The sequence below is a fragment of the Cutibacterium sp. LaCa_286 genome (genome assembly GCF_057198075.1).
The window spans coordinates 597,363-618,663 of sequence record NZ_CP191091.1 but is presented as its reverse complement, the minus strand read 5'-3'; the positions used below and the strand labels follow the sequence as shown (position 1 = coordinate 618,663).

Annotated in this window: 18 protein-coding genes; 11 read left to right on the top strand and 7 right to left on the bottom strand. The window is 63.7% G+C overall.

Translation table 11 applies throughout. The annotated features are described in order from the left end of the window. Positions 1-7 precede the first annotated feature (7 nt). The 5 genes from fdxA to tkt form a co-directional block, all read right to left on the bottom strand. Positions 8-328, bottom strand: coding sequence for a ferredoxin (gene fdxA, locus ACP8JZ_RS02600; protein WP_308613688.1), 321 nt, complete (start codon positions 326-328; stop codon positions 8-10). 147 nt (positions 329-475) lie between these two features. Next, positions 476-2,209 (bottom strand): VanW family protein, encoded by a 1,734-nt coding sequence (locus ACP8JZ_RS02595; RefSeq protein ID WP_484482646.1) that lies wholly within the window; start codon positions 2,207-2,209, stop codon positions 476-478. Between the two features lie 178 nt (positions 2,210-2,387). After that, the gene (locus ACP8JZ_RS02590; protein ID WP_021104524.1) at positions 2,388-3,797 is read right to left on the bottom strand and encodes an NAD(P)(+) transhydrogenase (Re/Si-specific) subunit beta; all 1,410 of its coding nucleotides are present in this window, start codon (positions 3,795-3,797) and stop codon (positions 2,388-2,390) included. Between the two features lie 4 nt (positions 3,798-3,801). Then, positions 3,802-5,349, bottom strand: coding sequence for a Re/Si-specific NAD(P)(+) transhydrogenase subunit alpha (locus ACP8JZ_RS02585; protein WP_484482645.1), 1,548 nt, complete (start codon positions 5,347-5,349; stop codon positions 3,802-3,804). Between the two features lie 343 nt (positions 5,350-5,692). Next, positions 5,693-7,753 carry a transketolase gene (tkt, locus tag ACP8JZ_RS02580; RefSeq protein WP_484482644.1) on the bottom strand — a complete coding sequence of 687 codons (2,061 nt, stop codon included), beginning with the start codon at positions 7,751-7,753 and terminating at the stop codon, positions 5,693-5,695. Between the two features lie 237 nt (positions 7,754-7,990). Here tkt and ACP8JZ_RS02575 point away from each other — a divergent pair, with 237 nt between their 5' ends. The 6 genes from ACP8JZ_RS02575 to ACP8JZ_RS02550 all read left to right on the top strand — a co-directional run bounded on the left by ACP8JZ_RS02575 (position 7,991) and on the right by ACP8JZ_RS02550 (position 14,247). Continuing rightward, a complete protein-coding gene (locus ACP8JZ_RS02575; RefSeq protein WP_023035114.1) occupies positions 7,991-8,497 on the top strand; it encodes a phosphoribosyltransferase in 507 nt (168 codons plus the stop codon). A 397-nt stretch (positions 8,498-8,894) separates the two neighbouring features. Continuing rightward, the gene (locus ACP8JZ_RS02570; protein WP_484482643.1) at positions 8,895-10,406 is read left to right on the top strand and encodes a purine-cytosine permease family protein; all 1,512 of its coding nucleotides are present in this window, start codon (positions 8,895-8,897) and stop codon (positions 10,404-10,406) included. 30 nt (positions 10,407-10,436) lie between these two features. Continuing rightward, on the top strand, positions 10,437-11,027 hold the full coding sequence (locus ACP8JZ_RS02565; protein WP_484482642.1) for a cysteine hydrolase family protein: 591 nt from the start codon (positions 10,437-10,439) through the stop codon (positions 11,025-11,027). A gap of 407 nt (positions 11,028-11,434) precedes the next feature. Further along, on the top strand, positions 11,435-12,427 hold the full coding sequence (locus ACP8JZ_RS02560; protein WP_323464312.1) for a metal ABC transporter solute-binding protein, Zn/Mn family: 993 nt from the start codon (positions 11,435-11,437) through the stop codon (positions 12,425-12,427). Between the two features lie 153 nt (positions 12,428-12,580). Next, positions 12,581-13,387 (top strand): metal ABC transporter ATP-binding protein, encoded by an 807-nt coding sequence (locus ACP8JZ_RS02555; RefSeq protein ID WP_021104531.1) that lies wholly within the window; start codon positions 12,581-12,583, stop codon positions 13,385-13,387. Positions 13,388-13,389: 2 nt separating this feature from the next. Next, a complete protein-coding gene (locus tag ACP8JZ_RS02550; protein ID WP_484482641.1) occupies positions 13,390-14,247 on the top strand; it encodes a metal ABC transporter permease in 858 nt (285 codons plus the stop codon). A gap of 22 nt (positions 14,248-14,269) precedes the next feature. Here ACP8JZ_RS02550 and ACP8JZ_RS02545 read toward each other — a convergent pair whose 3' ends face one another. Continuing rightward, a complete protein-coding gene (locus ACP8JZ_RS02545) occupies positions 14,270-14,614 on the bottom strand; it encodes a hypothetical protein (RefSeq protein ID WP_484482640.1) in 345 nt (114 codons plus the stop codon). Between the two features lie 282 nt (positions 14,615-14,896). Between ACP8JZ_RS02545 and ACP8JZ_RS02540 the strand changes: the two genes are divergently transcribed. From ACP8JZ_RS02540 to ACP8JZ_RS02520, 5 genes are all read left to right on the top strand, one after another. Continuing rightward, a complete protein-coding gene (locus ACP8JZ_RS02540) occupies positions 14,897-16,840 on the top strand; it encodes an esterase-like activity of phytase family protein (RefSeq protein WP_484484263.1) in 1,944 nt (647 codons plus the stop codon). Between the two features lie 304 nt (positions 16,841-17,144). Then, positions 17,145-18,077 (top strand): ABC transporter substrate-binding protein, encoded by a 933-nt coding sequence (locus ACP8JZ_RS02535; RefSeq protein ID WP_306517832.1) that lies wholly within the window; start codon positions 17,145-17,147, stop codon positions 18,075-18,077. A gap of 111 nt (positions 18,078-18,188) precedes the next feature. Continuing rightward, positions 18,189-19,139 (top strand): amino acid ABC transporter permease, encoded by a 951-nt coding sequence (locus tag ACP8JZ_RS02530; RefSeq protein ID WP_484482638.1) that lies wholly within the window; start codon positions 18,189-18,191, stop codon positions 19,137-19,139. 107 nt (positions 19,140-19,246) lie between these two features. Continuing rightward, entirely contained in the window at positions 19,247-20,008 is a 762-nt protein-coding gene (locus ACP8JZ_RS02525; protein ID WP_306517838.1) for an amino acid ABC transporter ATP-binding protein, read from the top strand. 22 nt (positions 20,009-20,030) lie between these two features. After that, positions 20,031-20,246, top strand: a complete 216-nt coding sequence (locus ACP8JZ_RS02520; RefSeq protein ID WP_286321911.1) for an RNA-binding S4 domain-containing protein — start codon at positions 20,031-20,033, stop codon at positions 20,244-20,246. Between the two features lie 3 nt (positions 20,247-20,249). On the opposite strand, the gene meaB is transcribed toward ACP8JZ_RS02520, so the two are convergent. Then, positions 20,250-21,275, bottom strand: a complete 1,026-nt coding sequence (gene meaB / locus ACP8JZ_RS02515; RefSeq protein ID WP_306517833.1) for a methylmalonyl Co-A mutase-associated GTPase MeaB — start codon at positions 21,273-21,275, stop codon at positions 20,250-20,252. Between the last annotated feature and the right edge of the window lie 26 nt (positions 21,276-21,301).

The following is a 21,301-nucleotide window of genomic DNA, read 5'->3' as shown; positions in this document are numbered from 1 at the left end:
CGTCGGCTCACTCACCCTGGGGAGGCAGGGCGGTGACGAGCGGATGATCCGTACCGGTCGGTCCGAGCCGTGCGGCACCGCCCGGGGAACCCAGCGAGTCGAAGAACTCGGAGTTGATGTTGAGGAACTTGCCCTGGTCGTCGGGCAGGTCGTCCTCGTAGTAGATGGCCTCGACTGGGCAGACGGGCTCACAGGCTCCACAGTCGACACACTCGTCGGGGTGGATGTACAGCGTGCGCTCGCCTTCATAGATGCAGTCGACCGGGCACTCCTCGACGCAGGCGCGGTCCTTGACGTCCACGCAGGGCAGGCCAATGACGTATGTCATCTCGCTCTCCTCACTTTTCTCCGATGACTACTGTTGCCAGCAGGGATCACGGTTTGACGATCTGCACCCACTCTAGACCCATGTGGCACGTTGCCTGGTTCTCACCGAGTGGCGTGCCCGGACGCAATTCGCGCGTCACTCGTCTGCTCAGCTCTTCTTCCCGTCCTTGGCAGGCTGACAGACGATCTGGTTCGTGGGTTGGTAGGTCCACGCGAAGGGCTCTTCCTTGGCGACCGAGCCGCCCTTCCAGAACTGGCGGGAATAGGTCACGTGGAAGCCCTCGGATCCACCCTGGGCATGGCAGTCCTTGCCACTCTGGGTGATCGTGGACGGCGGCTTCTTGTCGGTAACCTTCGGATCGGTGGCAGTGATGCGATCCCAGCTGGGGGTGGACCACAGGCGCACGGTGATCGAACCTTGCGACGATGGGGTGGATGGCTTCACAACCGCCTGCACCAGGACGCCGTACTTGGTGTCATTGCGGAACTTCACGTCCAGGGAACCTGAGTACAAGGTGGCCTCTCGGCCCATGGGGTATCGGCTGAAATACAGAGTGTGCGGATGGTGCTCGACATCGGTCATCCCTGCGAAGAATGCGGCGTTGAACACCGTCGTCGCAGATTGCGACACTCCCCCGGCAACTTCCTTGACGAGGGAGGGGCCTTCAATGACCCACCCATCAACATATCCAGTACTGGAATTTCGTGCTCCGAGTTCCTTGTCAAGGCTGAACGTCTTGCCGGGTGCAACGTAGGACTCGTTGATGTGCTTGGCAGCGAGACCCAGATTGGTGTTGCGGTAATCCGCATGCGGGAACGTCGTCGTGAATTCCCCGATGACGGTTTTGACCCCGGCCGCATTGGCCTGGTCGGTGGAGAATGCCGGATCCAGCTTCTTGACGGGAACCGAGACGTCACGTTGTGATCCGGTCCGGGTGAGTGCGGAACCGACGATGGCGGTGAAGTCCTTCTCGACGATTCCCTCCCCCACCGACGAGGGGACGACCGTGGGCTTGCCGCCAGCAAGGGTGAACGAGGCATCGTGCGGCTGTGTGAAGCCGAGGTTGAGGTGCGCCATCACATCCTTGTAGAGCTTCGACGTGTCGGCGCTGGCGGTGATCGCCTTGTCCTTGGTCGTGATCGTCGTCACCGCGGCGATCTGCTCGGGGGTCACCGAGAAGTCGCCGCGTGAGGTCTTCACCCGCACCGGGCCGGACACCATGGGTTTGAGCTGCTTGGTGACGACCTCGTCAACGGCTTTGTCCGTGATGTTCGGAGCGGGGCGCTTGACCGTTGCCGGTACGGAGGTCTTCATCTGGTGCCATGCCGTCTCAACGGATTTCGCAGTGGCGGGAACGTCGAGCTCGCGGCCCTGCACGGCCTTGCTGGTGACGATCTTGGCACCGTCGAGGTGAACGGTGGCGTCCTTGGCATTGATGGCAAATGCGCCTGCGTTCTTGTCGATCGTCTTCTCCACGGCAGTGGTGTCGACCTTGGTCTGCAGCGGCACTGGACCGCCCCCGAGCAGGGTGTTCCAGATGGTGGCAGGATTCCACGAGTTCTTGGCACCGGCACGATCCATCGTCGCGTCCCAGTCAACGACAAGCCCCGCCTTGGCGGGGTCGATGGTGACCTTGGTGCCGTGGTCGGCAACAGTGATCGGAGCAGTCATCTTTGGTCCGAGCTCGTCCTTGAGTGTCGCCTCGGCGGTGGCGTGGTCCATTCGCCCGATGGGGACCCCCTCGACGGTGGTCTTGGCCGGCATGGTGCCGTTCGCCATGGCATGACCAGTCAGGTACGTGCCGCCGAGGAGAACGATGAGCGCTGCCGCAATGGAGACCCCGATGATCGCCCTGCGATGCTTCGCGGATGTCTGTGCCACGCTGTTCCGTCCTGTCGAGAATCTGCCGGTCTGGAATGTACTGGTACCGTCCTGCACACAAGACGCAGAACCTCGAGTCATCTTAGACGCCGAGTGCCCCCGCACCCAGTCGAGGGGTGGCGGGGGCACTCGGCAAGAAGGCCTCAGCGCGGTGAGCCTTGCTCAGGTTGACACCACATCAATGCGCCTCGACAGGCAGTGCAGCATTGATCGCCTCGACGCTGGCCTTGGCATCACCGAAGAGCATCCTGGTCTGGTCCATGAAGAACAGTGGGTTCTCCACACCGGCATAGCCGGGCTTCATGGAGCGCTTGAAGACGACGACCTCCTTGCCCTCCCACACGTGCAGCACCGGCATTCCGGAGATCGGGGTGCCGGGTTCGGTGGCGGCAGGGTTGACGGTGTCGTTGGCTCCGATGACCAGGACGATGTCGGCGTCGGAGAAGTCCTCGTTGATCTCGTCCATCTCCATGACGATGTCGTAGGGGACGTGGGCCTCGGCGAGCAGCACGTTCATGTGGCCCGGCAGACGTCCGGCCACCGGATGGATGGCGAACTGAACGTCGACACCCTGCGCAGTGAGCTTGGCGGCGAGATCGGCCACCGGGTACTGCGCCTGGGCGACGGCCATGCCATAGCCCGGAGCGATGATGACCTTGCTGGCATCGGCCAGCTGGGAGGCGAGCTCGTCGGCCTTGATCTCGGTGATCTCACCGGCGGGACCGTCGTCCTGCTTGGCGATGGCATCGCCGAATCCACCGAGGATCACCGAGGTGAACGAGCGGTTCATGGCCTTGCACATGACGTAGGACAGGATGGCACCGGAGAAACCGACCAGGGCGCCGGTGACGATGAGCACCGGGATCTGCAGGCTGAACCCGGAGAACGCTGCGGCCCAACCCGAGTAACTGTTGAGCATCGAGATGACAACCGGCATGTCGGCACCGCCGATGGCTGCCACCAGATGCCAGCCCAGGACCAGCGACATGAGGGTGAGCAGGATGAGCGGCAGCCAGGCGATTCCACCGGTGACGTTGGAGAACCAGATGCCGCACACGATGATGCCCACGACCAGGCCGAGGTTGATCCAGTTGCGGCCGGGGATGGCGAGTGGTTTCGAGGCCATCTTGCCGGAGAGCTTGCCCCACGCCACCAGGGATCCGGTGAAGGTGAGCGCACCGATGAACACACCGATCCAGATCTCGGAGAGCTGGAAGGTGGTGGCGGCGTCGCCGTCCTCCAGGAAGGCTCCGAAACCGATGAGCACGGCTGCCAGACCGACGAAGGAGTGCAGCTGGGCGATGAGCTCGGGCATCCCGGTCATCTCGACCTTGACGGCCTTCATGACGCCGATGGCCCCACCGATGATCATCGGGATGAAGAGCAGCAGCATCGAGCTGGGATGGTAGTCGGGCATCCGGACCAGCCACACGATGGTGGCGATGATGGCGATGAGCATGCCAACCATGCCGAAGGCATTGCCTCGCTTGGAGGTCTCGAACTTCGACAGTCCGGCCAGGGCGAGGATGAACAGAACGCCAGCGACGATGTACGAGGCGTTGATGAAGTTGAACAGGGTCTCAGACATGTCATCAGGCCTTTCGGAACATCTTGAGCATGCGCTGGGTGACGGTGAAGCCACCGAAAATGTTGATGCTGGCGATGAGCACCGTGATCGCCGCAATGATCTTGATGGCCCACGATCCGCTGCCGAGCTGGGTGATGGCACCGACGATGATGATGCCGCTGATGGCGTTCGTCACGCTCATGAGTGGGGTGTGCAGGGCGTGGGTGACGTTCCACACGACGTAGTAGCCCACGACGACGGCAATGGCGAAGGTGCCGAAGAGCTCGACGAAGCTGGCCGGGGCGAAGGTGAGCAGCGCGATGAGGACGACGGCCAGCGCCGTGACGATGCCGAAGCTGTAGGTCCACGGGCGCGGCTCCTTCTTCACCTCCTCGACGGGTTCGGGAGCCTTGGCGGCCGGCTTGGGGGCTGCCGCCACCTGCACCGGGGGCGGTGGGTAGAGCAGCTCACCGTCCTTGCACACCGTCATGGTGCGCACGACCTCGTCGTCCATGTCGAGGACGATCTGACCGTCCTTGCCCGGTGTGACGAGCTTGAGCAGATTGACGAGGTTGGTGCCGTACAGCTGGGAGGACTGACCGGCGAGCCGGGAGGGCAGGTCGATGTAGCCGATGATCGTCACACCGTTGTCGGTGACGTACTTCTCACCAGGGTGAGTGAGTTCGCAGTTCCCACCACCCAGGGCTGCCAGGTCGACGATGACCGACCCGGGCTTCATGGCCGCAACCATGTCGGCAGTGATGAGTTTGGGCGACGGCTTGCCGGGGATGGCAGCCGTGGTGATGATGACGTCGTCCTTGCCCGCCTGCTCCAGGTAGAGCTCGGCAGCACGCACGTTGTAGTCGTCGGAGGTCTCCTTGGCGTAGCCGTCGGAGCTCACGCCCTGATCGCTGCCGGCATCGGACTGACGCACGTGCAGGAAGGTGGCACCCATCGACTGCACCTGCTCGGCGGTCTCGGGACGCACGTCGGTGGCGTAGACCTCGGCACCCATGGAGTTTGCGGCACCCAAGGCCGCCAGACCGGCCACGCCGGTCCCGATGACGAAGACCTTGGCTGGCGGAACCTTGCCAGCTGCCGTCACCTGACCACCGAATGTGCGTCCGTAGGCATGGGCGGCCTCGACGACGGCACGGTAGCCGGAGATGTTGGCCATCGAGCTCAGGGCGTCCATCGACTGGGCACGCGAGATGCGCGGCACCATGTCCATGCTCATGCCGGTGATGCCAGCAGCCTGCAATTTCTGGGTGAGCTCGAGATCCTGACGCGGGTTCAGGAAGGTGACGAGAATCGCGCCACGCTGCATGAGCCCGATCTGTTCGTCGGAAGGTTCATTGACTGCCAGGACGATGTCCGACCCCCACACCGTGGTGGAGTCGGTCAACGTCGCCCCAGCCTTCTCGTAGGCGTCGTCGGGCAGAGACGCGTTGTCCCCGGCGTGATGTTCGACTGCGATGTCGTACCCGAGTTTGCGGATCGCCGCCACCGTGGTCGGCGTCGCAGCGACCCTGTTCTCACCCGGGACGATTTCCCGTGGTATTCCGATTCTCATGTCCCTGACTCTTTTTCCTTACGATCATTTTTCATCGCCTGGGACCGTGCTGTGCACATTTTTCCCGTCGACGGGTGCGAAGCCGTCATTGGCGTTGGCACTCACAGGTTACTACGACAGCATGTCGTTGTGGGTGTTGCCCGAATGGCGTGGTGAACACACGAATCGAGCCAGGAGCAACCAGGCCCCGCCCGGCTCGGTGGGAACCAGCCGCGCCTGGGTTCAGATGCCGGTGCGTGGGCCAGCGATGCCGGTGGTGTGTCCGCGTTCCTGACGGGGACGCCTGCTCGGATGTGAACACCATCACCTGCTCACAGACGCCTCCGCCACACTCAGCCATCCGTCAGGAGAGCAGCTGCTGCGCAACGGTGACGACGTGTTCGGCCGTCATGCCGAACTTCTCCATGCACACGTCCCCGGAGGCAGAGGCTCCGAAGCGCTCGATGGACACCGAGGCACCCTCGCAGCCGACGTACTTGGCCCATCCCATGGCGATTCCGGCCTCGACACTGACCCGAGCCTCCACATCGCTGGGCAGCACCTGTTCGCGATAGTCGGTGTCCTGGGCGTCGAACCACTCCTGACACGGCATGGACACCACGCGGGTGGGGGTTCCCGCCTTCTCGAGGCTCAACTGAGCCTCGAGGGCAACTCCAACCTCCGAACCAGTGGCGATGAGGATGAGCTGCGGGTCGGACGATGCCTCGGACAGTACGTAGCCGCCCCTGGCCGTCCCCTCGGCGCTGGCGCACTGGGTACGGTCCGCGGTGGGCACGTCCTGACGGGTGAGGACGAGAGCCGAAGGACGATCGGTGTGTTCCAGCACGGTGCGCCAGGCCACCGCCGTCTCATTGGCGTCCGCCGGACGAATGACATCCAGGCCAGGGATGGCGCGGTAGGCGGCCAGGTGCTCGATCGGCTGGTGAGTTGGCCCGTCCTCCCCGACGCCCACCGAGTCGTGGGTCCACACGAAGATCGACGGGATCTTCATGAGGGCAGCCAGGCGAACCGCCGGACGCATGTAGTCGGAGAAGACGAAGAAGGTGCCGCCGTAGCAACGAGTGAGCCCCGACAGAGTGATGCCGTTGATGATGCCGCCCATGGCATGTTCCCGGATACCGAAGTGCAGGGTACGCCCGTAGGGATCCCCAGGATTGGCCTCGCTCACCCGGCTACGGGGCAGGAAGGACGGGGCACCAGCCATTGACGTGTTGTTGGACCCGCCCAGGTCGGCCGATCCGCCCCACAGCTCGGGCATCTGATCGGCCAGGGCGTTGAGGACGGCTCCCGAGGCCTTGCGGGTACTCATCCTTCCCGGTTCGAAGGTCGGCAGGCTGAGATCCTCTGGCAGCTCGCGCCGCGAGATCCGGTCGTGGAGGGCAGCCTTGTCCGGGTGAGCGGCGCGCCAGGAGTTGAAGGCATCGTCCCATCTGCTGCGCTCGGCACGGGACTGCTCGGCCCGACGGGAGCGCACTCGCTCCACCAGGTCGGTGTCGATGGCGAACGGCTCGTCGTCGAAACCAAGGGCCTGCTTGAGGGCGGTGATCTCTGCGGTGCCGATCTTGGCGCCGTGCACCGAAGCACTGCCCTGCAGGTGGGGCATCGGCCAACCGATGACGGTGCTCACCCGGATGAGCGAGGGTTTGTCGGTGACGGCCTTGGCGGCCTCGATGGCCCGGTACAGCCCTTCGACGTCCTCGACGTAGTCGGTGCCGCCGCGGGTGAAGTCGACGTGCTGGACGTCCCACCCATAGGCACGGTAGCGGGCCTCGACGTCCTCGGTGAAGGCAATGCCGGTCTGGCCCTCGATGGTGATCCGGTTGTCGTCGTACAGGACGATGAGGTTGCCCAACTCCTGGGTGCCGGCCAGTGAGGACGCCTCGGCCGAGACACCTTCCTGCAGGCAACCGTCGCCGGCGATGGCGTAGACGAAGTGGTCGAACGGGCTGGTGCCGGGGTCGGCGTCCGGGTCGAGCAGTCCGCGCTCACGGCGAGCTGCCATGGCCATGCCGACGGCATTGGAGGTGCCCGACCCCAGCGGACCGGTGGTGGTCTCGACGAAATCGGTGTGCCCGTACTCGGGATGGCCGGGGGTCTTGGACCCCCAGGTGCGCAGTGCCTTGAGATCGTCGAGTTCCAGTCCGCAACCGGCCAGGTACAACTGGTTGTACAGGGTGAGCGAGGAGTGGCCGGCTGACAGGACGAATCGATCACGCCCCACCCAGGAGGGGTCCCTGGGGTCAATCTTCATGACCTTGTGGAACAGCAGGTAGGCCAGCGGGGCCAGGGAGACGGCAGTTCCAGGATGGCCGTTGCCCGCCTTCTCGACAGCGTCGACGGCCAGCACCCGTGCCGTGTCCACGGCACGCTGGTCGTCCTCGGTCCAAGTGAATTGAGTGGTCACGTGTCTTCCTCTCAGCAGTGACGATCGATGCGGATGGAAAAATGCGGATCAGCCAGCCCAATTCCACTCCGGCATCGCAACGGCCTCTCCACATGAATCGTACAAAGTCAGAGTCGGTACATGCATACTGACGTCGGTACGCAGGCGGCGCCTTGCATCGTGCGCACCGCCTGGACGATGATCTGCGATAATTCATCCAGCGCGTCAACGCAGGACACAGAGCAAGGAGAGGACGCCATGACCGCCTACCATGCCGATTCATCGGAGCTTGAGGACAAGGAGATCCTCAGCTGGGAGCTCTTCGGACAGGCCCAGGAGGAGCTCGCCCAGCAGATTGCCGACTCCGACTTCTCACCGGAGGTGCTGGTGGCGGTGGCCCGTGGCGGCATGCTTCCCGGCGGCGCTCTCACCTACTCCCTTGGCGTGAAACTCACCGATGCCATCAACGTCGAGTTCTACACCGACGTCAACGAGACCTTGGCCGACCCCATTCTGCTGGCGCCGCTGCTGGACACCGATTCCATCCGCGGCCGGCGCATCCTCGTCGTCGACGACGTGGCCGACTCCGGACGCACCCTGGCCCTGGTGCTCAAGCTGCTGCGTGGTTTCGGTGCCGAGGTGCGTTCGGCGGTGCTCTACACCAAACCCCGAACCGTCGTTCAGCCCGATTTCTCGTGGCGCACCACCGACAAGTGGATCGTCTTCCCGTGGAGCGCCAAGCCTCCGGTCACGGCACGCAGCTGACGCCGTACGAGCCGCCGCAGCACTGACCGAACTGCCGACTGCACGACTGGCCGGACGTGGGATGAGCTTCTGCGACCGCACCCCCAGCGATCACCCGTCCGTGGGACGGATCAGGCCCATGCCCCCCGAGGACTCCGTGCCCCATGAACCCCGTGCTCTGAGGACCCGATAGCCCCGAGAACCCATGCCACATGCACAGTGGACCCGGTGCACAGAAGACCGCGTACGCAGACGACGCACCATGTCGTCCCCCTGACCACCATGCCGTCCCCTTGCGCCGGCTCCACACCCGGGCAGGCGTCACCTACCCCGGAACAGTGACACAATCATCTGGGGCCGCTGCAACCACCGGCACCATGGCCCCACCCCACTCGTCAGCAATGGAGCAGAGAGAGCCATGAACCAGTCAGCCACGCCGCAACAGGATGCGGCGTCGACCTCACGAGGAATCGAGACCACTGGGATCGAGATCATCGGCGAGGACCAGCGCACCGCCAGACCGCGTGATCTCTTCCTACCCTGGTTCGCAGCCAACATCTCGGTGTTCGGCATGAGCTACGGGGCATTCATCCTGGGGTTCGGGGTGTCGTTTCGCCAGGCGGTCGTTGCCGCAGTCGTCGGCGTCATCGTCTCGTTCCTGCTGTGTGGCATCGTCGCCATCGCCGGCAAACGTGGCTCCGCACCGACGATGGTGGCCTCCCGAGCGGCCTTCGGGGCGCAGGGCAACAAGGTGCCCGGAATCGTCTCGTGGGTCACGTCGATCGGCTGGGAGACGTCGCTGGCCATCACGGCAGTACTGGCCACGGCGACGATCTTCCAACGACTGGGCTGGAGTTCGGGCACGACGGTGAAGGTCATCGCCGCCATCGTCGTCGCCGTCCTCATCGTGCTGGGGGCAGTGGCCGGCTACCACATCATCATGCGGATGCAGACCGTGCTCACCTGGGTCACCGGAATCGTCACCGCCATCTACGTCATCATGACGATTCCACACATCGACTGGGGCGTGGTGACACACCTGCCGGACGGACCGTGGCAGGCCGGGATCGGTGCCATGACGATGGTCATGACCGGCATGGGGCTGGGTTGGATCAACATCGCAGCGGACTGGTCGCGGTACCAGAGCCGGGACGCCTCCGGCAGCTCCATCGTGCTGTGGAACACGGTGGGCGGGTCACTGGGACCGGTCGTTCTCATCACCATGGGCTTGCTGCTGGCCGGCTCGTCACAGGATCTGTCCGAGGCCATCGCCCTGGACCCGGTCGGCGCCCTGGCGACGATCCTGCCCACCTGGTTCCTCGCACCCTTCCTCCTGGTCGCCGTACTCTCCCTGCTCTCGGGGGCCATCAACGGCATCTACTCCTCCGGCCTCACCCTGCTCAGCCTGGGGATTCGTATTCCCCGCCCAGCGGCATCGCTCATCGACGGCACCATCCTCACCATTGGCACGATCTACGTCGTCTTCCTCTCCCCGAACTTCATCTCACCGTTCCAGTCGTTCCTCGTCACCCTGGGTGTGCCGCTGGCCGCCTGGGCCGGAATCATGATCGCCGACATCACCTTGCGCCAGAAGCCCTACGACGACACCGACCTGTTCCGTTCCGCGGGACGCTACCGTGCCGTCGACCCGGTCTCGATGGTGTCCTTCCTGGTGTGCGTGGCAATCGGCTGGGGTCTGGTCATCAACCAGTACGAGGGAGTGAGCTGGAACGACTGGCAGGGCTACCTGCTCGAGCCTCTCGGTCTGGGCGGCAGGCAGGGGCCGTGGGCCTACGCCAACATCGGGGTCATCGCAGCCCTGGTACTGGGATTCCTCCTCACGGTGATCGGACGACGTGGCATCGTGCGTCGCCAGGAGGCCATTGCGCCCAGCACTGCGGTTGACGCGCACGCGAGCGCGGGCAGGTGAACACAAGGCAATGAACACGAGGAGACGGTGATGAGTGAGCTGAGCAGCCCTTGCGAGCCGTGGCTGGTCGTCATCGATCCGCAACGGATCTTCGCCGATCCGTCGTCGGAGTGGTGTGCACCCCGATTCGACGAGATCGTGCCGGTCATCGACCGACTCGTCGCCAGTTTCGGTGATCGGGTGATCGTCACCCGGTGGGTTGCCGAGCAGCCACACGAGGGGTCGTGGCGGGACTACTTCACGCGCTGGCCCTTCGCCGATCTTGCCACGAATGATCCACTGCTGGATCTGGTGGACGTTGCCCGGCCGTGGGCGCGTCGCCCCACTGTGGACTGCTCCACCTTCGGCAAGTGGGGCGCCTCCATGCAGGAGCTCACCGGAGAGCATCCGCACCTGGTGCTCACCGGGGTGGCCACCGATTGCTGCGTCATCTCGACGGCCCTTGCCGCTGCCGACGCCGGGGCGTGGGTGAGCGTCGTCTCCGACGCCGTTGCAGGTTCCGCAGATGCCGAGCACGAGGCTGCCCTGCACGTCATGGAGCTGTTCTCACCGCAGATCGAGGTGATCGAGGCGCAGGAGGTACTGGCCGAGCCGGAGTACCGCGAAGGTGGGTTCCACTAACGATCAGGCGATCGTCTCACCGTTCAATCAGTCGCGACTCCAAGCCCCTAGGGGCGGTGGGCGCTGTGCCCGTACGGCGGCCTCACCTCGCAGCTGTACTCCTGACGTCAACCGGATCGAGCGAACCTTCGCCCGGTGCGCCGGGCTCCGACCGGGTGATCGTCATCGGAATTGGCGCGCGAGTGGACATGGGTACCACCCATCCCCCGTGAAGCACCTCCCCACAGATACGAGGTACTGCACCGCCGAGCTCGGCGCATGAAACCGTCGGCATCCGAGAACCGGCACCATCCTTCGTCGACCCGCCAGCTGCTGCATGAGAACGTGCGACCCATGTGCAAGCTGGCTTGATTCCCCACCCAAAAATATTGATAATGGTTCTCAATCATTGCTATGGAGAGGACACCATGCGACACCCAATCCTGACCGCTGCGCTCGCCGGCACCGTCGCGCTGACGATGGTCGGCTGCTCCACCAACAAGGACGACCAGTCCGCCTCAGGCGACAAGTCCGACAAGCCCGTCATCGTGGCCTCGACGAATGTCTGGGGATCAGTTGCCCAGGCCGTGGGCGGCGACCAGGCCGAGGTGAAGTCCGTCATCACCAAACCCACCCAGGATCCGCACGACTACGAGGCGACAGCACAGGACAAGCTCGCCTTCTCCAAGGCATCCATCGCCATCGTCAACGGCGGTGGGTACGACGACTGGGCCACCACCTTGGCCAAGTCCTCGGACTCCAAGCCGACACTCATCGACGCCGTCACTGCGTCCGGGCTCAAAACCACCGATGACGCCGACCATGACGAGGACACCGACCACGAGGAGCACGGCGATCACGACGCGGATCACGAGGGCCACCATCACCACCACGGCGAGTTCAACGAACACGTCTTCTACAGCATCGACACCGCGCTCAAGGTGTCCAAGGTGATCGAGACCCAGCTGTCCAAGGCAGATCCCGACCATGCCAATGACTACAAGGCCAATGCCGACGAATTCGCCGGCCAGCTCAAGGACCTCGACAAGAAGGCCGACTCCTTCACCGATTCCCACAAGGACGTCCATGCCCTGGCCACCGAGCCGGTCGCCGGGTACCTGCTTCAGGAGATGGGCATCGAGGACTCCACCCCCGAGGAGTTCGTGACCCAGTCCGAGACCGACGCCGGCCCGTCCACCAAGACCGTCGCCGACACCAAGGCCCTGCTCAGCGGCAAGAAGGTCCAGCTGCTCGTCGTCAATGGGCAGACCACCGACGCCATCACCGATCAGCTGCGTTCCACCGCCAAGACCGCAGGCATTCCGGAGGTCGGAGTCACCGAGACCCTCCCCGAGGGTGTCGACACCTATGCCGACTTCATCGGCTCGACGATCGACAAGATCTCCACAACCGTCAAGTGAGAGGCTCCTCGTACCGACCAGGACGCCGGACGCACCGGCACGCCTGATCGGCGGGTGAGCCCTTGTTCTCCCGTCCGGGGTTGTCATGGACAGCCCCGGACGGGTTATTGTCACTGCTACCGGCCTGCCGAGATCGTTTCTCAGGAAGTTCACATGCCATCTGCCACACCAGCCCAGTTGGACAATGCCAAGGTTGCCTTCGGTGAACGCATCCTGTGGGAACACGTCAACCTCACCGTGCATCCCGGCGAGTTCATCGCCGTCCTGGGTCCCAATGGCGTCGGCAAGACGACGATGCTGCGCGTCCTGCTCGGGCAGACCGCTCTGTCCGAGGGCACCGCACGGGTCAACGGCAAACCCGTCCGGCCCGGATCACGTGACATTGGTTACATCCCGCAGCAACGCACCCTTGACGCCCTGGCCCCTGTTCGCGGCAGGGATCTGGTCGGCATGGGGATCGATGGTCACCGGTGGGGGCCGGGGTGGCCGTCGCGGACGAGGCGGAGACGCATCGCCGAGGTCATCGAGCGAGTTGGGGCGTCTGCCTACGCAGACTCACCAATCAGTGTGCTCTCCGGAGGTGAGCAGCAACGGCTGCGCATCGCCCAGGCCCTCGTGAGCGAACCAGTGCTCATGCTCTGTGACGAGCCGCTGCTGAGTCTGGACATCCATCATCAGCAGGCCGTCACACGCCTCATCGATCAGGCCCGCCGCGACAATCCACTGGGCGTCCTCTTCGTCACCCACGAGATCAACCCGATCCTGCCGTTCGTCGACCGCGTCGTCTACGTTGCCAATGGCGGTATGCGCATCGGGACCCCCGACGAGGTGCTGCGTACCGAGGTGCTCACCGACCTCTTCGGCTCCCCGGTGGAGGTGTTCCAGCACGGCGATCGAATCATCGTGCTGGCCGACGAGGAGCAGGGCCGCCACGTCCACGGCGAGAATCGGGAGCGCTGAGCATGGATTTCTCGACAATCATCAATTTCAATGACTTCGCCACCCTCGTCCCGCTGGTGACCGGTTCGATCATTGCCGGACTCATCCTGGGGGTCGTCTCGGGGCTCATCGGCCCGATGATCGATGCAAGAGACCTCGCCTTCGCCGTGCACGGCACCTCCGAGCTGTCCTTTGCCGGGGCCTCGGTGGCGCTGTATTTCGGGACGTCAGTGACCGGTGGCGCCGTGGCCGGTTCGCTGGTGGCCGCCGTCATCCTGGGAATGCTGGGGGTGCGAGCCAAGGAACGCAATGCCTCGATCGGCGTCATGTTGCCGTTCGGTTTGGGTATCGGGATGCTCTTCCTGAGCCTGTACGACGGACGATCGTCCAACAAGTTCGGCCTGCTTGCCGGGCAGATCGTGGCGATGGAGTCGACCCAGATCACCACCCTGGCGGCAGTTGCCGCACTCGTCACGGCTGTCCTGGCGTTCATCTGGCGTCCGTTGTTCTTCGCCTCGGTGGATCCCGAGGTGGCTCGGGCACGCGGGGTGCCGATGCGCACCCTGTCCATTCTCTTCATGGTGTTGCTCGGCCTGACGACGGCCATGGCCGTCCAGCTCGTCGGTGCACTGCTCGTGCTCTCCCTGCTCATCACGCCGACTGCAGCCGCCAGCAAGATCACGGTGCGGCCGACCATGCTCGTCGTGTGGTCCATTCTCTTCGCCGTCGTCTCGGCGGTGGGAGGCATTCTGCTCTCCCTGGGGCCCGGTCTACCGATCAGCCCCTACGTGACGACGGTGAGTTTCCTCATCTACCTCGTCTGCCTGATCATTGGGGCCCTTCGCAGCCGACGTGGCTGGGGGCGACGAGCTGCTGCATGAGCTGCGGCACGTGTTCCGCAGCTCATCGTCCAACGGATCTCTTTCGCTTCCCATCGCGAGCGATGAGAACACCGATGGGGGCCCACGCCGCGATCGTCACGAGGATTCCCACGTACGGTCGTGGGGTCTCCTGGCTCTTGGCCACCAGGAACCAGCCAGCGACGAGCAGGACCAGAGCCATCCATGCGAGGGCTCCCCGGATCGCTGCGGAGAACAGTCCCCGCTTCGTCAGTTCCTCAACGAGCCAGTACAACAGGATCACCTGGGCCATGGCGAGGTAGGGCGCCGCCCACGCGCCATGACATGCCCTGGCGTCGAGGAAGAGGACGACGTCGACAACGTTCAGTATCACAGCCAGTACGAGCATGACGACCTCCTGGCAACGAGTCACTGCAGTCAGTTCCATCCTTGCACACTGGGTACTGCCGTTCGTCGCACTCTGCAGATGTAGATGTTCAAGGTAGATGTTCGGGGAAATCAGGGGCCGGGACGAATCAGTGCCCGGGCAGCCCGTGCCATCCCATCGTGCCGCGCGCCATGTCCTGCAGGCCGCACCCCGTGCACAGTTTTCCTCCTCGCCACCGTGGCGATGCCGCGATGTCATCGTCATTCGATTGACTGCAGCCATCCCCTAGTCCGAAGGACGAAAATGAGAAAACACTCCCACATCGTTGTGTTCACTCTTGCCGCGCTGATGACCAGCACAGGAGTTGCACACGCTGCTCCGCAGTCCACCGGTGACGCCGAGGCGGCCAAGGCCATCAGCCTCTACACCAGTGCACTCGGCGACATCACGACCATGTCCAATGGTGTGCACATCACGAACAGCGGCCACGGCTCATCGTTCCATGCCGCACCCAGCGCCGAGCTCGTGGACCACCAGAGTGTCTTCTACGGTCTGACCGACCGTGGCCCCAATGTTGACGGTGACCTTGCCGGCAAGGAGGTCAAGGTCGAGCCCGTGGTGGACTTTCAGCCCAACATCACCAAGTTCGTCCTCAGGAACGGCGTGATGGAGCCGCAGGAAACCATTGGGCTCAAGCGCAACGGCAAACCGATCAACGGTCAACTCAACAGCCAGGCCGACACCGGCGAGACGATCGTCGACATCACCGGCAGGAAACTTGCCCCCAGCGACAACGGCCTGGACCCCGAGGGGTTGGTGGCCGCCAAGGACGGCAGCTTCTTCGTCTCCGACGAGTACGGCCCGTTCATCGTGCATTTCGACGCCGACGGCAACGAGATCAACCGTCTGAATCCCTACGAAGGCACTCTGCCCGCTGAGCTGCGGTTCCGCACGGCCAACAAGGGCATGGAGGGGCTCACCCTGAGCCCGGACGGCAAGACCTTGTACGGGGTCATGCAGTCCGCGCTGACGACGCCGGACATCGAGGGCAAGTCCAAGAATGTGCCGTTCGTGCGCATCGTCGCCATCGACACCGCATCCATGAAGGTGACCGGGCAGTACCTCTACATGTTGCACTCCTCACAGGCACACACCACCGTCTCGGAGATCTCGGCCTTGGGCAACCACACCCTCCTCGTCGACGAGCGGGATGGCAAGGCTGGCTCCGACACCTTCAAGCGTCTGTACCGCATCGACCTGGCCCAGGCCACCAACCTGCTTGATCTCAACAATGCCTACGACCCCGACAAGGGTGGCGTCCTCGTCGACGGGAAGTCTCTGGAGGGCTACGTGTCGCACACCGACGGAGCGAAGGCCAACGAGCAGGTCGCCGCCGAGACGTTGCGTGCGGCTGGCATTTCACCGGCGCAGGGCAGGCTGTACCTTGACGTCACCAAGCTGGTCTGGGGAGCCGATCCCAGTGGGAACACCTTCAGCCACGACAAGGTGGAGGGGGTCGCCGTCACCAAGGGTGGTCAGCATCTCACCTTGGCCAATGACTCCGATTTCGGGCTGGAGGGTTCCAGCCACACCGGGACGCAGTTCGAGCTCAGGCAGAAGGAGTACCAGGGCAGGCCCGAGACCGGCGAGGCCCTGGACATCGACATGACCGCCGTCCCGCAGCAGTACCGAGGTGACGGTTACATCGCACCCGAGGTCAACACCACAGACGCTGGCACCGAGGTGAAGGTCGCTCTCAGTGGCCTGCAACCCGACACCAGCTACAAACTGCTCGCTGGGGGCAAGGAGCTGGCCGCGGTGAATGCCGATGCCCGGGGAGATGCCACTGCGACGGTCGATCGCGCTGAACTCACCGCTGCTGGGAGCGCCCTCACCCTTGCCCTGGGCAACCAGGTCGTGGGTTCCTGGTCGGTGCAGCCTGCAGCCACGCCGTCACCATCCATGAGCCCCTCCGCTCCTGCAGCGTCTCCCACTGCCACGGCGTCTGGCTCCTCGCCCATCACCTCTCCGACCTCGAGCACTCGTGCCACACCTGCGGCCACTCCGACTGGTGTTCCGTCGGCAATCGTGACCCCCGAGCCGTCATCGCACAAGGAAGCCACACCCGCTGGGTCCACCACCGGACACGCCCACGGCACCGACGACGATTCGAGCACCTCATCTGGCAGCCAGATCGTCACGTCGAGCCCCTCACGTGGCCTGGCCCTACCTCGCACCGGTAGCTGAGACACGACCGACGCCAGAACAGTCATCACCAGGTCATGATGCTGCGCTGATTCCCGAACGAGGGATCAGCTGCTGACCACAATTCCCACCACATCACCCATCACCACCACGGGCGGGGCACGTGCTGCAGCACGTGCCCCGCCCGTCGTCATCAGAGAATGTTCATTCATGCCTCACATGGCACATTCGCATGATCCACAGCTCCGATACTCGATCCCAACCATCTCGTCATATGACCTCATTGCAAAAATATTCTCACTCATGCATAATTATTTTCATCAACGTCGAAACTCCAGGATCTGTCATGAACGTCACAAAGCTCGCACTGGCCATTCCCGCCGCCGTTGTCTCACTGTCTCTGGCCCTCACCGGATGCACCCACGCCTCCGAGGAGAGCGCATTTGATGGCGGTTCGGACACCTCGGACAATGCCAAGATCATCGATGCAATGGACAAGGACGAAGACATCGCCAAGCTGGTCCCGGCCAAGATCGCCAACCGTGGCACCCTGTCCAGCGGCATGGCCGCCAACTACGCCCCGGCTGAGTTCATCGATTCAGATGGCTCGACGATCATCGGCTTCGACATCGACTACCTCAAGGCCATGAGCAAACTCATGGGTCTCGAACTCACCACGGCCAACACGGCGTTCCCCAGCCTGCTGCCGGCACTGGGCACCAAGTACGACCTCTCCGCATCGACCTTCACCATCACCGATGAACGTCTCACACAGGTGAACATGGTGTCGTACTTCAAGGCTGGATTCTCGATGGCCGTCCAGAAGGGCAATCCTCAGAACGTCTCCCCCGACGATCTGTGCGGTCACAAGGTTGCCGTGCAGACCGGCACCGCCCAGGAGACCGATGCCCAGCAGAAGAACAAGAAATGCGCAGCTGACGGGAAGAAACCGATCGACCTGCTCTCCTACCCCAGTCAGGCTGACGCGACCACCAACGTCGCCGGAGGCAAGGCCGACGTCCTGTTCGCCGATTCGGTGATCACCTCCTACGCCGTTTCGAAGAATGATGCCCTTGAGACCTTGGGCGGTGTGACCAACGCCGCTCTGTTCGGTGTGGCCACCGCCAAGAATGACGACGGCCTGTCCAAGGCCGTGCAGGCTGCCACCCAGAAACTCATCGACGACGGCACCATGAAGAAGCTGCTCGCCAACTGGGGCAATGAGTCCGGCATGGTCGACAAGGCAGAACTCAACCCCAGGAGCGGCTCGCAGAGCTGACCCCGCGGAGCATCGCCCCTGGACCGACCTGACAGTGCCTGCTTGCATCTGGATGATCAGCTCGATCCAGCCCCCAGTCCCCCATCCACCCGCTCCCTTCAAAAGGAACTCATGGACACCCAACACCACGCCGACATCCCCAATCGGATCAAGGCCAAGGACGTTCCGCATCCGGGCACGTGGATCGCCGCGATCATCGTCGCCGTTCTCGTGGCGATGCTCATCCACGGCCTGGTCACCAACCCCAACTACCAGTGGGACATCGTCTGGCTGTACCTGCGCGACGTCAAGGTCGTCCAGGGTATCGGCTACACGCTGCTACTCACCGTCGCCGCGATGATCCTGGGTACGATCGTCGCCCTCATCATGGCGATCATGCGGCAGGCCCGAAATCCGGTACTCCGCGCTGTGGCGTGGGCGTACATCTTCGTGTTCCGTGGGGTGCCGGTCTACACCCAGCTGGTGTTCTGGGGACTGTTCGCAGTGCTCTACCCCATGCTCTCGGTGGGCGTGCCCTTCGGACCAGAATTCGTGAAGTTCCGCACCCAGGACGTGCTCACGGCCCTGGCCGCTGCAATCATCGGCCTGGGACTCAACGAAGGTGCCTACCTTGCCGAGATCATCCGCGCTGGGTTGGAGTCGGTGGACGCCGGTCAGACCGAGGCAGCCAAGGCACTGGGCATGAAACCGAGCCTCATCATGCGCCGGATCATCATTCCCCAGTCGATGCGGGTCATCGTGCCACCGCTGGGCAACGAGACGATTGGCATGCTCAAGACGACCTCGCTGGTGCTGGCAGTGCCATTCACCCTGGATCTGCAGTACGCCACCAACGCCATTGCCAACCGCATTTACGCCACGATTCCCCTGCTCATCGTGGCTGCCATCTGGTACCTCGTCATGACGAGCGTCCTCATGATCATCCAGCACTACGTCGAGGCGTACTACGGACGGGGATTCTCCCGTCGCAGGACCACCGGATCGACGCGTCACAATCGTCAGTCCGCGGTCAATGCATCTGGAACCACCCCTGCCGAGCCACTCCCCGAGGTAGAACTGTGAGCACCACTCCCACCCCACGTCACGAAAAGACATCCGACACCCCGACCGGGGCCGGACCACTCGTCGAGCACACGGCGGCGCCGGACAACAGCGCCGACCAGACGCCCATGGTCCATGTCGCGGGTCTGCACAAGGAATTCGGCTCCCTGCACATTCTCAAGGGGATAGACCTGGACGTCGGCAAGGGTCAGGTGTGCGTCCTGCTCGGCCCGTCCGGATCGGGAAAGTCGACGTTGCTGCGGTGCATCAACCAGTTGGAGACCTTCGAGGCCGGCAGTATTCGCATCGACGGTGAGCTGGTGGGATACCAGGAGACCTCCACCAGAGGGGGGTGGCTGCGCCGGCTCCCGGAGAAAACGATTGCCGCCCAGCGAGCCAGGATCGGCATGGTCTTCCAGCGATTCAACCTCTTTCCGCACATGACGGCCCGGGAGAACGTCATGGAGGCCCCGATCCACGTTGCCGGAGCCGGCAAGGACGAGGCCCGGACCACTGCTCTGCACCTGCTGGAGCGGGTGGGCATGGGTGGACGCGCCGACCACTACCCCGCCGAACTGTCCGGCGGACAGCAGCAGCGGGTGGCCATCGCTCGTGCCATGGCGATGAAGCCCGATCTCATGCTCTTCGACGAGCCCACCAGTGCGCTGGACCCAGAACTCGTCGGCGAGGTGTTGGCCGTGCTCAAGGACCTGGCAGCCGAGGGAATGACGATGGTCATCGTCACCCACGAGATCGGCTTCGCCCGTGAGGTGGCAGACATCGTTGCCTTCATGGACGACGGAGTCATCGTTGAGTCCGGCGACCCCCAGAGCGTCATTGACGATCCGCAGTCACCCCGCCTGAAGGGTTTCCTCGACTCGGTGCTGTAGAACTGGTGTCATGGGCAACGACATGATTCGGCTCGGCCAGTTCCTCAAATTCGCCAACCTCGTCGAGACCGGCGGACAGGCACGTGAGCTCATCACGGCAGAGGTGGTGAGTGTCAATGGTGAGGTGGAGACGCGACGAGGGCGCCAGTTGCACCCCGGCGACACCGTCACCATCGAGACCGACGCGGGTCCAGTGACGGAGGAGGTGAACCTGGACCCGATCGACGTCCCGTGGTGATACTCAGCTCTGGCCTCCCATGGTGCCCTGGGCCCACGGCAGGTCGGGGACAACTTGGGCGAAGGTCTGCAGGATCTCCTCGGCACCCTTGAGCGCACTGGTGGCCTCGATGCTCATGTCGGCCTCGATCTTCTGGGCAATCTCGCGCAACTTCGGCTCGTGCCGCAACGACTCCAGGATCTCGTCCTCCACCATGGCCCACAACCATTCACGTTGCTGCTCCAAGCGGCGGGCTTGCAGGGATCCGTCCGACTCCAGGTACTCCCGATGGTCGAGAATCGCCTGCCACAGGTCGTCCAGTCCGTCACCGGTGTAGGAGGAGCAGGTGAGCACCGGGACGCGACGGTTCTGGTCGGCCTGGACGAGTTTCATGGCGATGGACAGTTCCCGTGCCGAGACGCGGGCGTTGCCGGCATTGTCACCGTCTGCCTTGTTGACCGCGACGACGTCTGCCAGCTCAAGGATGCCCTTCTTGATGCCCTGCAGCTGGTCACCGGTACCAGCCACGGCAAGCATGAGGAAGGTGTCGACCATCTCGGAGACGGCGACCTCCGACTGTCCGACACCGACCGTCTCGACGAGTACGACGTCGTACCCGGCGGCCTCCATGACGATCATGGCCTCTCGGGTGGCCCGGGCCACACCGCCCAGGTGCCCGCCAGAGGGTGAGGGGCGGATGAAGGCGTCATCCAGGGTGGCGAGCTCTCCCATACGGGTCCGGTCACCGAGGATCGATCCGCCAGTTCGGGTGGACGACGGGTCCACGGCCAGCACGGCCACCTGGTGACCGTGCTCCTTGATGAGCTTGGTTCCCATCTTGTTGATGAAGGTGGATTTTCCAGCCCCTGGTACGCCAGAGATCCCGACTCGGATCGCCTTGCCAGTGTGCGGGGCGAGCTGCCGCAACATCTCATGGGCCTTCTCCCGGTGGGAAGGCTTGCTCGATTCCACCAAGGTCAGCGCTCGGGCGATGACCTGGCGGTTTCCGGCCAGCACCTGGTCAACGAGTTCGGGTACGTCGATAGCCATGTCGCTCCTTCTTGGGCTCGCTCTAC